The following is a 12,435-nucleotide window of genomic DNA, read 5'->3' on the forward strand; positions in this document are numbered from 1 at the left end:
CCGGTTCGTGTCGGGCGGCGCCGCCCAAGTACGATGGCGCCATGAGTTCCCGCGGGAGTTACCGGACCGCCCTGACGTACGGCGCTGTGGGTGCGACCCAGGCGCCGGACCTCATGACGTACCCGCCGGAGGGCTTCGTCCCGACGGAGTCCCGGTCCCGCATCGGGCACGGCGACCAGCGCTTCGAGACCGCGGTCACGCAGGCGCTCACCTGGCAGATCCAGGAACGCAGCGGCATCCGCGTGCAGGTCGAGGACCAGCCTGACGACGACGAGGTCCGCTACAACCCGGTCACCTTCGACGAGTCCGGTGTGCCCATCGCGCCGGCGTCGATCGGGACGCCACGCGTGGAGAAGTTCGCTCCGGACGGCACCCCGCTCGTCACCGCGGGGACGAGCGCGACCCTGACGATGCACGCGTTCGGGCAGACCGTGCACGCTCCGGTCCGGGTCGTGTCGATCATCGACGAGAACGACCGCAAGGGCTTCGCGTACGGCACGCTCGAGGGGCATCCGCTGTCGGGCGAGGAGTCGTTCGTCGTCGAACGCACCCCGGACGGCTCGGTGTGGCTGCAGGTCCGGCAGTTCTCGCAGCCGTCGAGCCGGAAGTGGCAGTTCGTCGCGCCGCTGCTGCGTCGGCAGCAGAAGGTGATGGCGGAGAAGTACCTCGCGGCCCTGCGCGGCGACTAGTCGACCGGGCGGAGCGGGGGCAGCGCGGCGATCGCGTCCTCGATGAGCTGCGCGTCGACGACGCAGTTGCGGGCGACCGTGACGGCGCCGGTCGCCCGGAGCGCCTCGACGTCGTAGACGCCCGTCGCGACGGCGAGGAACGGGATGCCGACCGCGTCGGCCGCTTCGCCGTCGCGCGGGGTGTCGCCGACGATGACGGCGCGCGTGCCAGCGAGGGCGGCGGCGGCGCGGGAGGTGACGCCGGTGCGTTCGACCTCGGTGTCGCCGAAGTACGAGTGCTCCCAGTCGAACGTGTCGGGGTCGAACCCGGCACCCTCGAGCTTCACACGGGCACGGTAGGCGGAGTTGCCGGTGAGGAGTCCGTTCCGCCAGCCCAGGGCCGTGAAGCGAGCGACCAGTGCTGCGGCGCCGGGGGCCGGGCTGCGGTGGTCGCCGGAGCGGTGCCGTTCCTCGGTGAGGTCGCGGAGGTGGCCGCTGACGACGGGGATGAGGTCGGTGTCGAGTTCGTGGGCGCGGACGTGCTCGGCGATGAGGCCTGCGTCGGTGCGGCCGTGCTGGTGTCCGACCCGGAGGACGAGGTCGCGCCCGACCGCCCGCTCGAGCGCGAGGTGGTACAGGTTGCCCGGCGACGAGGCGTTCATCACGAGGGTGCCGTCGATGTCCCACAGCACCGTGGTGGGGACGGGGTGGTGCTCCATGCCTCCATCATGACGGACAATGGAGTCCATGCCGAGTGCCCTCCCGATCGCCGATCCCGCTCCTGCGGACGGACTGGTCACCCCGGCTCCCGGAGCCGGTGACGTCCCGTTCGGCGTGTACGTGCACGTGCCGTTCTGCCGCGTGCGGTGCGGCTACTGCGACTTCAACACGTACACGGCGTCCGAGCTCCGCGGGGTCCGGCGCGACGACTACGCCGGGCACGCGGTGCGGGAGATCGAGTGGGCGGCCGGGGTCCTCGATCGTTCGGGCGTGCCCCGCCGGCCGGTGTCGACCGTGTTCTTCGGCGGCGGGACCCCGACGATGCTGCCGGCGTCCGACCTCGCGATGATCCTCCGCGCGATCGACGACACGTGGGGGATCGTCCCGGGTGCCGAGGTCACGACCGAGGCGAACCCGGACTCGGTGGACTCCGACTCGTTGGAGACCCTCCGCGCGGGTGGCTTCACCCGGGTGAGCTACGGCATGCAGTCCGCGGTCCCGCAGGTCCTCGCCACGCTCGACCGGACCCACGACCCGGAGCGCGTCCCCCTGGTGGTCGACCTGGCGAAGCAGCAGGGCCTCGACGTCTCGCTCGACCTCATCTACTCGACCCCGGGGGAGTCCCTCGCCGACTGGCGCACGTCGCTGGACGCCGCGCTGGCGTGCGAGCCGGACCACGTGTCCGCGTACTCGCTCATCGTCGAGGACGGCACGGCGATGGGCCGCATGGTCGCCCGCGGTGAGCTCCCGGCACCGGACGACGACCTCGCTGCGGACATGTACGAGCTGGCGGACCAGGTGCTCGGCGACGCGGGCTACTCCTGGTACGAGGTCTCGAACTGGGCCCGCGGCTCCGCGCACGCGAGCCGGCACAACCTGTCCTACTGGAAGGGCCACGACTGGTGGGGCGTCGGGCCCGGAGCGCACTCCGCGGTCGCCGGCACCCGCTGGTGGAACGTGAAGCACCCGGCCGCCTACGCGAACCGGGTGCTGTCGGGGGAGTCGCCCGCTGCCGGGCGCGAGACCCTCGACGACGAGACCCGGTACGTCGAGCGCGTCCTGCTCGCAGCGCGGGTGCGTGGGGAACTCGCCACCTCGGAACTCCGCCAGGAGGCGCGGGGCCGGGTCGCCGGCCTCATCGCGCGTGGACTCGTGGACGGGTCGGCCGCGGTGCGGGGACGGGTCGAGTTGACCCTGCAGGGTCGCCTGCTCGCGGACGCGGTGGTCCGCGAGCTGCTCGACTGAGCCCGGCGCTACTGCTTGATGAACTCGATCGAGAGCGGGTAGCGGTAGAACTGCCCGGCGTTCGCGGCGACGGCGGCCATGATGCCGAAGACGATCGTCAGGATGCCGATCACGGGCAGCAGCAGCGCGCCGATCAGGACGATGGTCAGGACGCCCGCGACGGCGTAGGCGATCGCCACGGTGATGTGGAAGTTCAGCGCGACGCGGGTGTGCTCGCGGATGAAGTTCCCACGGTCGCGCAGCACGAGGTACGCGATGAGCGGCACGAGGAAGTTGGAGAAGATCCCGCCGATGTGCGTCAGCGTGGCCCAGAGGCGCTGGTCCTCGGGGCGCATCGGCTGCGGTGCCTGGTAGCCGGCGGGGTACTGGGGGCCGCCGGGCTGCTGTCCGTAGGTCATGCGGGAAGCGTACCGGCGGCCTGTGGAGAAGTCCCGCCCGGTCGGTGGTCGGGCGTAGGATCAGCAGTCGACACGTCCGAGTGCCAGAACGAGTGGAAGGGGTCCCGGTGGTCAGCGAACGCTCCCTCGAAGTCCTCAAGGCCATCGTGCGGGACTACGTCGCCTCGCGCGAACCGGTCGGTTCGAAGACGATCGTCGAGCGGCACGCCTTCGGGGTGAGCGCCGCCACGATCCGGAACGACATGGCCCAGCTCGAGGACGAACAACTCATCGCTGCGCCGCACACCTCCTCCGGGCGGGTCCCGACGGACAAGGGGTACCGGGTCTTCGTCGACCACCTCGCGGGGACACGACCGCTCTCGAGCGCGCAGCGGCACGCGATCGAGACGTTCCTCGGTGCGCCGAACGACCTCGACGAGGTCCTCGGCCGCACGGTCCGGCTGCTCAGCCAGCTCACCAACCAGGTCGCCCTGGTGCAGTACCCCTCGATGGTGCGCGCGCGGGTGCAGCACATCGAGCTCGTGCGCCTCGGCGACAACCGGCTGATGGTCGTCCTCATCACGGACACCGCCCGGGTCGAACAGCGGGTCGTCGAGACCGACGTCACCCTCGACGAAGCCGGGCTCACCGAACTCCGTGCTGTCCTCAACGGCGCGACGGTCGGGCTCTTCCTGCAGGACGTCGCCGCGGCGCTCCGTGCAGTGCCGCAGCAGATCCGACCCGACGCCCAGCCGCTCGCCGGCGTGGTCGTGGCGACGCTCATCGAACAGGTCGCGGCGAACCGGCAGGACCGCCTCGTGATGGCCGGTGCCGCGAACCTCGCCAAGAGCGAGCAGGACTTCTCCGGCGGGTTGTTCCCCGTGCTCGAAGCGATCGAGGAACAAGTGACCCTGCTCCGGTTGTTCGGGGAGATGCAGGTCGACGACGTCGCCGTGGCGGCCCGGATCGGCGTGGAGAACGCCGAGTACGGGCTCGACGCGACGAGCATCGTCGCCGGCGGGTACCTCGCCGGGGGTGCGGTCGCGCGGCTCGGCGTGCTCGGGCCCACACGGATGGACTACGGCACGAACATGGCCGCCGTGCGTGCCGTCGCACGGTACCTGTCCGGACTCCTGGGCGAACATTGACCGACCGGACCCGCGACCGACGAGCGGTGTCCACCGGGCGCGACCCGCGCCTCCAGACCGACCAGCGGCGACCGCCGCACCGAACCGAAACCGACTGAGGGATACGTGGCAGACCACTACGACGTCCTCGGCGTCCAGCCGGACGCCTCCGATGCCGACATCAAGAAGGCGTACCGCCGTCTCGCGCGCGAGCTGCACCCGGACGTGAACCCGAGCCCGGACGCCGCCGAGCGCTTCAAGGACGTGACGCACGCGTACGACGTGCTGAGCGACCCGGAGCAGCGTCGACGCTACGACGCCGGGCCGCAGGCCGACAGCCCGTTCGGCAACGCCGGCGGCTTCAGCGACATCTTCGACGCCTTCTTCGGGGGCGGCGGGGGCGGTGGCGGCCGGGGAAACGGCCCTCGCAGCCGTGCCGAGCGCGGGCAGGACGCCCTGCTCCGGATCGACGTCGACCTCGACGAGGTCGTCTTCGGTACCCACAAGGACGTCGAGGTCGACACCGCCGTCCTCTGCGAGACGTGCGGCGGGTCCTGCTGCGCTCCTGGTACGAGCCCGCAGACCTGCGACATCTGCGGCGGCACCGGCCACATCCAGCGCCAGGTCCGCTCGCTCCTCGGCAACGTCGTGACGAGCGCACCCTGCGGCACCTGCCGGGGCTACGGCACGGTCATCCCGAACCCCTGCCCGACGTGCCAGGGGCAGGGCCGCATCCGCGCCCGCCGCACGGTCCCGGTCGACGTGCCCGCCGGTGTCGACTCCGGTCTCCGGCTGCAGATGCCCGGTCAGGGCGAGGTCGGTCCCGCCGGCGGTCCCTCCGGTGACCTCTACCTCGAGATCCGGGTGCGCCACCACGACGTCTTCAGCCGCGACGGGGACGACCTCCTCGCCACGCTCGAGGTCGCGATGACCGACGCCGTCCTCGGCACCACGACGACGATCGACGGGCTCGACGGGCCGGTCGAGCTCGAGATCCGCCCCGGCGTGCAGAGCGCCGACGTGCTCGTGCTCAAGGACCGCGGTGTCACGAAGCTCCGTGGCAGCGGTCGCGGTGACCTCCGTGTCGGGGTCCAGGTGATCACCCCGACGAAGCTCTCCCACAAGGAACGGCAGCTCGTCGAGCAGCTCGCGAAGTCGCACAAGGCCGCCAAGCCGCAGCTCGCACGGTTCCAGCAGGGGATGTTCGGCAAGCTGCGCGACCGCTTCTTCAACTTCTGATGGCATCGCTCTACCTCGTCGAGACCCTCGACGGCGTCGCGGCGGGGGACTCGGTCGCGCTCGACGGCGCGGAAGGCCGGCACGCCGTCTCGGTGGCGCGCGTCCGCGTGGGCGAGTCCCTGCGGCTCGGCGACGGCCGCGGCACCGTCGTGACCGGCACGGTCGCGGAACTCGGCAAGGACGCGCTCACGCTGTCCGTGTCGAGCGTCGTGGTCGACGAGCCGGACTTCCCGTCGCTGACGCTCGTGCAGGCGCTCGCGAAGGGCGGCCGGGACGAGATGGCCGTGCAGGCGGCGACCGAGATCGGCGTCGACCGGATCGTGCCGTGGTCGGCGGCCCGGAGCGTCTCGCGGTGGGACGGCCCCAAGGTCGAGAAGGGTCGGGCGCGCTGGGCGGCGATCGCGCACGAGGCGTCGAAGCAGGCCGTCCGGTCCCGGGTGCCCGTGGTCGACGCCCCGGTGACGACGGCGCAGCTCGCGGCCGGGGTCGTGCCGGGCTCCGGAGCGGCGCTCGTGCTCGACCCCGTGGGCGACGTCCGACTGTCCGCCTGGGAACCCCCGGCCGGCGTCACCGAGATCGTGCTCGTCGTCGGACCGGAAGGCGGGATCGACGGCAGCGAGTTCGACCGGCTCGTCGCCGCCGGAGCGGTCCGGGTCCGCCTCGGCGACACCGTCCTCCGGACCTCGACCGCGGGGCCCGCGGCGCTGGCAGTCCTGCAGACGCGGCTCGGACGCTGGTAGGGCCGGGCGTCGGTCCCGCGTCCTACGATGGGTCCATGAGCAGCAGCACGCCCAGCGTCTTCACCAAGATCATCGCGCGCGAGATCCCGGCGACCGTCGTCGCCGAGGACGACCGTGTGATCGCGATCGAGGACATCGCACCGAAGGCCCCCGTCCACGTGCTCGTCATCCCCAAGACCGAGGAGTACGCGAACGTCGCCGAGCTCGCCGCAGGCGACCCGGACCTCCTCGCCCACGTGGTCGCCACCGCGCAGCGCATCGCCGACGAGCGCGCCGACGGCCAGTTCCGACTCGTCTTCAACACCGGCGAAGCCGCCGGTCAGACCGTGTTCCACGTGCACGCGCACGTACTCGCAGGTGAACTGCAGGAAGGCACCCTTGCCAGCTGACGAAACAGTCCCCGCCCAGCCCGATCAGACGGACGTCTCCGTCGCGATCCAGGTCGACGGCATCGCGATGGTGCAGCTGCTCGGCCCGCAGGACCGACTGCTCAAGACCGTCGAACGGCAGTACCCCGGCGTCCGCGTGCTCGTGCGCGGCAACGAGGTCTCGCTGACCGGACCGGAGCGCGACGTCGCCCGGGCGCACGCCCTCGTCGACGAGCTCGTCGGCATGGTCAAGCGCGGCCAGGACATCGGCCCGTCCGACATCCCGGTGTCCGCGCGGCTCCTCGACGAGGACCGCAAGCCGTCCGACACGTTCGGCACGCCGATCGTCTCGAGCCGCGGCAAGTCCGTGCGTCCGAAGACCGACGGGCAGCGTGCCTACGTCGACGCCATCGACGAGCACACGATCACGTTCGGCATCGGTCCGGCCGGTACCGGCAAGACCTACCTCGCGATGGCGAAGGCCGTCCAGGCGCTGCAGCGGCGCGAGGTGACCCGGATCATCCTCACCCGCCCCGCGGTCGAGGCCGGCGAGCGGCTCGGCTTCCTCCCCGGCACGCTCACCGACAAGATCGACCCGTACCTCCGCCCGCTCTACGACGCGCTCAACGAGATGATGGACCCGGAACTGGTCCCGAAGCTCCTCGCCGCAGGCACGGTCGAGGTCGCCCCGCTGGCGTACATGCGCGGCCGGACGCTCAACGACTCGTTCGTGGTGCTCGACGAAGCGCAGAACACCACGCCCGAGCAGATGAAGATGTTCCTGACGCGCCTCGGCTTCGGGTCGAAGATGGTCGTCACCGGCGACATCACCCAAGTCGACCTGCCCGGCAACCTGTCCGGGCTCCGACTGGTCACCCGGATCCTCGACAAGGTGGAGGACATCCACTTCGCCCGTCTCGGCAGCGAAGACGTCGTGCGCCACACGCTCGTCGGGCGGATCGTCGACGCCTACACCGTGTACGACGAGGAACGCCTCGCCGAGCAGTCCGGTCACCGGCCCGGTGGTCGTGGCACCGCCCCGACACCGAACCCGTCCGGTGCGAACCGCGCCGAGCGGCGTGGGCGGCCGCCGCAGGACCGCCAGCAGTCCCCGTACCCCCAGAACGACTCCCGAGGAGGGAACTGGTGAGCATCGAGCTCAACAACGAGTCCGGCGTCGAGGTCGACGCGGCCGCCATCCAGCGCCTCGCCGCCTTCGCGCTCGACGCGCTGCACGTCCACGCCGACGCGGAGCTCGCGATCGTCCTGGTGGACGAAGGGGCGATGGAGCAGCTGCACGTGCGGTGGATGGACGAGCCGGGGCCGACCGACGTGCTGAGCTTCCCCATGGACGAGCTCCGCCCCGGCACCGAGGACGAGCCCACGCCCGCCGGACTCCTCGGCGACATCGTGCTCTGCCCGCAGGTCGCCGAGGAACAGGCGAAGACCGCCGGGCACTCCACGACCGACGAGATGCTCCTGCTGACGTGCCACGGGATCCTGCACCTGCTCGGCTTCGACCACGCCGAACCCGACGAGAAGGCGGAGATGTTCGGGCTGCAGGGCGAGATCCTCACCGCCTTCGCGGCGCAGCGCCGAGGACGGTGACCTGATGCTGCTCGTCGTCGGCCTGCTGGCGGTGGCGTTCGTGCTGGTCGTCATCGGCGGTCTGCTCGCCGCCTCCGACGCCGCACTGTCCGTGCTGTCCCGGGCCGACCTCGACGAGATCGCGCGGGGGAGTGCGCACCGCCGTGCCATCGAGGCGATCGGCGACGACGTCGGCGCCCACGTCAACGCGCTGAACTTCTTCCGCGTGCTCGCCGAGACCGCCGCGGCGGTGCTCGTGACCATCGCCCTCGTGATGGTGTTCGACACCTGGTGGGTCGCCCTCATCGTGGCGGCGGCGATCATGACGGCGGTGTCGTTCGTGCTCGTCGGATCGAGCCCGCGGAGCGTCGGACGGGCACACGCCGAGCGGCTCATCGGGTCGACCGGTGGCCTCGTCCGCGGCGTCCGGATCGTGCTGGGGCCGCTCGCGGGGCTGCTCGTCGCGATCGGCGACCGGGTCACGCCCGGCCGCGGCGGGAGCGCGTCGACGGTCTCGAGCGAGGAGCAGCTGCTGTCCCTCGTCGACGAAGCCACCGAGAGCAACGTCCTCGAGCAGGACGACCGGGAACTCATCCACTCCGTGTTCGAGTTCAGCGACACCCTCGTGCGCGAGGTCATGGTCCCCCGGACCGACATGCTCACGGTCGACGGCTCGGACACGCTGGCCGCCGCCATGGAGCAGTTCCTCGCCGCTGGTGTCTCCCGGATGCCCGTCACCGGCAAGGACAGCGACGACGTGCTCGGCGTCCTGTACCTCCGCGACGTCTCCCGGGCGCTCTACGAGCGCCCGGGGTCCGGCGCGCAGCTCGTCACGACCCTGCTCCGTCCGGCCGAGTTCGTCCCCGAGTCGAAGCACGCCGACGACACGCTCCGGCACATGCAGGTGGCGAAGAACCACCTCGTGCTCGTGGTCGACGAGTACGGCGGGGTCGCCGGTCTCGTGACGATGGAAGACCTCATCGAGGAGCTCGTCGGGGACATCTCCGACGAGTACGACCGCGCCGTGGTCGACCGGGTCGAGGTCGAACCGGGCGTGTGGCGCATCTCCGCGCGCCTGCCCGTCGACGAGCTCGGCGACCTGTTCGGCATCGAGCTCGAGGACGACGACGTCGACACCGCCGGCGGTCTGCTCACCAAGGAGCTCGGCCACCTGGCCGTCCGCGGCGACACCGTGACCGTCTCGGGCGTGGTCCTCCGCGCCGACCGCGTCGAGGGCAAGCGCCGACACCTCATCACCGTGCTCGCCGAACGCACACCGGAACTCGCCGGCGTCGAGGACGCCTTCGCGGACGCCGAACCCACCACGACAGGAACCCCGAACGCATGACCGACACCACCCCTCCCGCCGGCGGAGCGCCGTACCGCGCCGGGTTCGTCTCGTTCGTCGGTCGACCGAACGTCGGCAAGTCGACCCTGACGAACGCGCTCGTCGGCGAGAAGGTCGCGATCACCTCGTCGAAGCCGCAGACGACGCGTCGGGCGATCCGCGGGATCGTGCACCGGCCGAACGGCCAGGTCATCATCGTCGACACCCCCGGTGTGCACCGCCCCCGGACCCTGCTCGGCGAGCGGCTCAACGACCTCGTGCAGTCGACGCTCGGCGACGTCGACGTCATCGGGCTCTGCATCCCGGCGAACGAGCCGATCGGCCCCGGCGACCGGTTCATCAACGACACCCTCGACCAGTACCCGCGCGCGAAGAAGATCGCGATCGTGACGAAGATCGACCGCACCGCGAAGGACCGGGTCGGCGAGCAGCTCCTCGCGGTGTCGAAGCTCCGCGAGTGGGACAGCATCATCCCGACCTCGGGCACCAAGGGGCTGCAGCTCGAGGTCCTGCTCGACGAGATCACGAAGCTGCTCCCCGAGTCGCCGCAGCTGTACGACGACGCGACCGTCACCGAGGAGACCGACGAGGAGCGCATCGCGGAGCTCATCCGCGAAGCCGCGCTCGAGGGCGTGCGCGACGAGCTCCCGCACTCGCTGGCCGTCGTGATCGAGGACGTCGTCGAACCCGACGAGGACGACGACCCCGACGGCCCCCTGCGGATCTTCGCCAACCTGTTCGTCGAGCGGGACAGCCAGAAGGCGATCGTGATCGGCCACAAGGGGGAACGGCTCAAGGACGTCGGATCGCGGTCCCGTGCCGAGATCGAATCGCTGCTCGGCGGACGCCACGTGTTCCTCAACATCCGGGTGAAGGTCGCCAAGGAGTGGCAGCGCGACCCGAAGCAGCTGGGGCGACTCGGCTTCTGACCGGACCACCGCCGGACGTCAATCGCGAGGCGGACGCGCGCCGCGCCTCCAGGCCGTACCGTGGTGTGGTGTTCCGACCCATGCTGCGCGCGCAGGTGATCACCGACGTCGTGATCGCCGTCGTGCTCGGCGCGCTCGTGCTCGTCGCGACGGCTCGCGGCATCGACACACCGCTCGCGTACCTGACCGTCGTCGGGATGACCGCGGCGCTGGCGCTGCGGCGCGTCGCGCCGGGGCTCGCGCTCGCGACCGCGTGGGTGTTCGCCGTCTTCCAGATGGTGACGGGCCAGCAACCGGACCTGTCGAACCTGTTCATCGCGGGGGTCGTGTACACCTCGAGCCGGTACGGCAGCCGTCGGGTGCGGTTGGCCGGGCTCCTCTCCGCCATCGCCGGGCCGATCACGGCGGCGCTCTACCTCGGGCTCGACGACTACCGGCAGCGCCAGGGGATCGCCACCGCGTCCACGCCCGAGCAGGAGTCGCTCAAGGTCGCGATCGCGTACTTCGCGGTGGTGCTCCTGCTCCTCCTGCTGCCCTGGCTCGCCGGGATCATCGGACGCACCCGACGCTCGGCGAGCATGAGCCGGGAGGCCCAGCTGCTCGCCGAACGCGACGCGGCACGCGCCGACCGTGCCGTCGCCGTCGAGCAGGAACGCGTCCGGATCGCCCGGGACATGCACGACATCGTGGCCCACTCCCTGGCCGTCGTCATCGCCCAGGCGGACGGTGCCCGGTACGCGCTCCGGGCGGACCCCGCGATCGCCGACGAGGCACTCGGGACCATCTCGACCACCGCCCGTCGGGCCCTCGGCGACGTCCGCGAGCTCCTCGGAGCGCTCCGGCACGAGCAGGGGCTGGCGCCCACGCCGGAGGTCGACGACATCGACCGGCTCGTCCGCGAGATGCGGGAGGTCGGGCTCGACGTCCGGATCGAGCGCGAGGGCGACCCCCTCGGGCTGCCGACGACGACGCAGCTCGCGGTCTACCGGATCGTCCAGGAGAGCCTGACGAACGCGTGGAAGCACGGTGAACCGGGGACGCCCGTGCACGCCGCCCTCAGCTACCGCCCGGACACCGTCGAGATCACCGTCGTGAACCGGCGGGCCGACGACGGCACGCGCGGTCCCGGGACCGGCCACGGACTGGTCGGCATGCGGGAGCGTGCGGCGATGACCGGGGGGACGCTGACCGCCGGTCCGCGCGGGGACGACTTCACGGTCGCCGTCCGCATGCCTTCCGTCCCCGCCAGCGGGCAGCTGCCGCGCGGCCTCGTCCCGACGACCACCACGACCCCCCAGGAGCGCACCGGCCGATGAACGACACCCCGATCCGCGTCGCCCTCGTCGACGACCAGGCGCTCTTCCGCACCGGCATCCGCATGCTCATCGACTCGCAGGCCGACCTGCAGTTCGTCGGTGAGGCCGGCGACGGCGCCGAGGGCGTCGAGCTCGTCCGGCGAGGTCGTCCGGACGTCGTGCTGATGGACGTCCGGATGCCCGTCATGGACGGCATCACGGCGACCGCGCGCATCGTCGAGGGCAGCGGGACCGACGGCGCGAAGGTGCTCGTGCTCACCACGTTCGACTTCGACGAGGCGGCGGCGAAGGCCATCCGAGCCGGGGCCAGCGGCTTCGTGCTCAAGGACGCCGACCCGGAGTTCTTGCTCGCCGCGATCCGCACGGTGCACGCGGGCACGGCGGTGTTCGCGGCTTCGGCGACCCGCGAACTCCTCCGCCGCTACGAGGACCCCGCCGTGCAGGCCGCGAACGTCCCGTCGGCGTTCGCCGACCTGACGCCCCGCGAGCGGGAGATCTTCGACCTGGCGGCACGGGGGTTCAGCAACAGCGAGATCGCCCAGCACGAGTACGTCAGCGAGGCGACCGTGAAGACCCACATCTCGCGGGTCCTCACGAAGCTCGAGCTGCGGGACCGGGTCCGGCTCGTCGTGTTCGCGCACGAGCACGGGCTCGTGGTCAAGGCGGACTGAGCGTCATCCGCTCGGATGATCCCCGCACAGGCGGTCGAGCCGAGCGGACCATCCACAGGAGCCCCTGGACGGACGCGGTGAGGGCCCTCCGGGAGTCATC

The 12,435-nt window shown here is 71.5% G+C and carries 14 protein-coding genes; 12 read left to right on the forward strand and 2 right to left on the reverse strand.

Translation table 11 applies throughout. The features are described 5' to 3' along the window. Positions 1-41: 41 nt before the first annotated feature. A complete protein-coding gene (locus FS825_RS17415) occupies positions 42-689 on the forward strand; it encodes a DUF1990 family protein (protein WP_144715516.1) in 648 nt (215 codons plus the stop codon). On the opposite strand, the gene FS825_RS17420 is transcribed toward FS825_RS17415, so the two are convergent. Further along, the gene (locus tag FS825_RS17420) at positions 686-1,387 is read right to left on the reverse strand and encodes an HAD family hydrolase (RefSeq protein ID WP_186377319.1); all 702 of its coding nucleotides are present in this window, start codon (positions 1,385-1,387) and stop codon (positions 686-688) included. The genes FS825_RS17415 and FS825_RS17420 overlap by 4 nt on opposite strands. Positions 1,388-1,415: 28 nt before the next feature. Between FS825_RS17420 and hemW the strand changes: the two genes are divergently transcribed. Continuing rightward, the gene (gene hemW, locus FS825_RS17425; RefSeq protein WP_144715520.1) at positions 1,416-2,633 is read left to right on the forward strand and encodes a radical SAM family heme chaperone HemW; all 1,218 of its coding nucleotides are present in this window, start codon (positions 1,416-1,418) and stop codon (positions 2,631-2,633) included. 8 nt (positions 2,634-2,641) lie between these two features. Here the strand turns inward: hemW and FS825_RS17430 are convergent, their stop codons facing one another. Continuing rightward, positions 2,642-3,031: a DUF4870 domain-containing protein gene (locus FS825_RS17430; protein WP_260981300.1), complete on the reverse strand. Its 390-nt coding sequence runs from the start codon at positions 3,029-3,031 to the stop codon at positions 2,642-2,644. Positions 3,032-3,138: 107 nt separating this feature from the next. On the opposite strand from FS825_RS17430, the gene hrcA reads away from it, so the two are divergent. The 10 genes from hrcA (at position 3,139) to FS825_RS17480 (ending at position 12,335) form a co-directional block, all read left to right on the forward strand. Continuing rightward, positions 3,139-4,158 carry a heat-inducible transcriptional repressor HrcA gene (gene hrcA, locus FS825_RS17435; protein ID WP_144715522.1) on the forward strand — a complete coding sequence of 340 codons (1,020 nt, stop codon included), beginning with the start codon at positions 3,139-3,141 and terminating at the stop codon, positions 4,156-4,158. A gap of 105 nt (positions 4,159-4,263) precedes the next feature. Continuing rightward, positions 4,264-5,376, forward strand: a complete 1,113-nt coding sequence (gene dnaJ, locus FS825_RS17440) for a molecular chaperone DnaJ (protein WP_144715524.1) — start codon at positions 4,264-4,266, stop codon at positions 5,374-5,376. After that, positions 5,376-6,116 (forward strand): 16S rRNA (uracil(1498)-N(3))-methyltransferase, encoded by a 741-nt coding sequence (locus FS825_RS17445; RefSeq protein ID WP_144715526.1) that lies wholly within the window; start codon positions 5,376-5,378, stop codon positions 6,114-6,116. The genes dnaJ and FS825_RS17445 overlap by 1 nt, the downstream gene beginning before the upstream one ends. A gap of 35 nt (positions 6,117-6,151) precedes the next feature. Then, positions 6,152-6,505 carry a histidine triad nucleotide-binding protein gene (locus FS825_RS17450; RefSeq protein ID WP_144715528.1) on the forward strand — a complete coding sequence of 118 codons (354 nt, stop codon included), beginning with the start codon at positions 6,152-6,154 and terminating at the stop codon, positions 6,503-6,505. A gap of 67 nt (positions 6,506-6,572) precedes the next feature. After that, positions 6,573-7,634 (forward strand): PhoH family protein, encoded by a 1,062-nt coding sequence (locus tag FS825_RS17455; RefSeq protein WP_260981305.1) that lies wholly within the window; start codon positions 6,573-6,575, stop codon positions 7,632-7,634. After that, on the forward strand, positions 7,631-8,092 hold the full coding sequence (ybeY, locus tag FS825_RS17460) for an rRNA maturation RNase YbeY (RefSeq protein WP_144715532.1): 462 nt from the start codon (positions 7,631-7,633) through the stop codon (positions 8,090-8,092). Before FS825_RS17455 ends, ybeY begins: the two co-directional genes overlap by 4 nt. A gap of 4 nt (positions 8,093-8,096) precedes the next feature. Further along, on the forward strand, positions 8,097-9,419 hold the full coding sequence (locus FS825_RS17465) for a hemolysin family protein (RefSeq protein WP_144715534.1): 1,323 nt from the start codon (positions 8,097-8,099) through the stop codon (positions 9,417-9,419). Further along, the gene (gene era / locus FS825_RS17470) at positions 9,416-10,348 is read left to right on the forward strand and encodes a GTPase Era (protein ID WP_144715536.1); all 933 of its coding nucleotides are present in this window, start codon (positions 9,416-9,418) and stop codon (positions 10,346-10,348) included. Before FS825_RS17465 ends, era begins: the two co-directional genes overlap by 4 nt. Before the next feature lie 68 nt (positions 10,349-10,416). Next, positions 10,417-11,664: a sensor histidine kinase gene (locus FS825_RS17475; protein ID WP_144715538.1), complete on the forward strand. Its 1,248-nt coding sequence runs from the start codon at positions 10,417-10,419 to the stop codon at positions 11,662-11,664. Further along, complete coding sequence (locus FS825_RS17480; protein WP_144715540.1) at positions 11,661-12,335, forward strand: response regulator; 675 nt, start codon at positions 11,661-11,663, stop codon at positions 12,333-12,335. The genes FS825_RS17475 and FS825_RS17480 overlap by 4 nt, the downstream gene beginning before the upstream one ends. Positions 12,336-12,435: the final 100 nt, after the last annotated feature.

The sequence above is a fragment of the Curtobacterium pusillum genome, assembly GCF_007680845.1.
GTDB lineage: Bacteria > Actinomycetota > Actinomycetes > Actinomycetales > Microbacteriaceae > Curtobacterium > Curtobacterium pusillum_B.

Excerpts from the sequence above, each read along its gene's own strand:
- FS825_RS17420 (WP_186377319.1), bottom strand. The coding sequence starts at position 1,387 with ATGGAGCACCACCCCGTCCCCACCACGGTGCTGTGGGACATCGACGGC.
- FS825_RS17430 (WP_260981300.1), bottom strand. The coding sequence starts at position 3,031 with ATGACCTACGGACAGCAGCCCGGCGGCCCCCAGTACCCCGCCGGCTAC.
- FS825_RS17450 (WP_144715528.1), top strand. The coding sequence starts at position 6,152 with ATGAGCAGCAGCACGCCCAGCGTCTTCACCAAGATCATCGCGCGCGAG.
- FS825_RS17445 (WP_144715526.1), top strand. The coding sequence starts at position 5,376 with ATGGCATCGCTCTACCTCGTCGAGACCCTCGACGGCGTCGCGGCGGGG.
- FS825_RS17415 (WP_144715516.1), top strand. The coding sequence starts at position 42 with ATGAGTTCCCGCGGGAGTTACCGGACCGCCCTGACGTACGGCGCTGTG.
- FS825_RS17465 (WP_144715534.1), top strand. The coding sequence starts at position 8,097 with ATGCTGCTCGTCGTCGGCCTGCTGGCGGTGGCGTTCGTGCTGGTCGTC.
- FS825_RS17480 (WP_144715540.1), top strand. The coding sequence starts at position 11,661 with ATGAACGACACCCCGATCCGCGTCGCCCTCGTCGACGACCAGGCGCTC.
- hemW (WP_144715520.1), top strand. The coding sequence starts at position 1,416 with ATGCCGAGTGCCCTCCCGATCGCCGATCCCGCTCCTGCGGACGGACTG.
- era (WP_144715536.1), top strand. The coding sequence starts at position 9,416 with ATGACCGACACCACCCCTCCCGCCGGCGGAGCGCCGTACCGCGCCGGG.
- FS825_RS17455 (WP_260981305.1), top strand. The coding sequence starts at position 6,573 with ATGGTGCAGCTGCTCGGCCCGCAGGACCGACTGCTCAAGACCGTCGAA.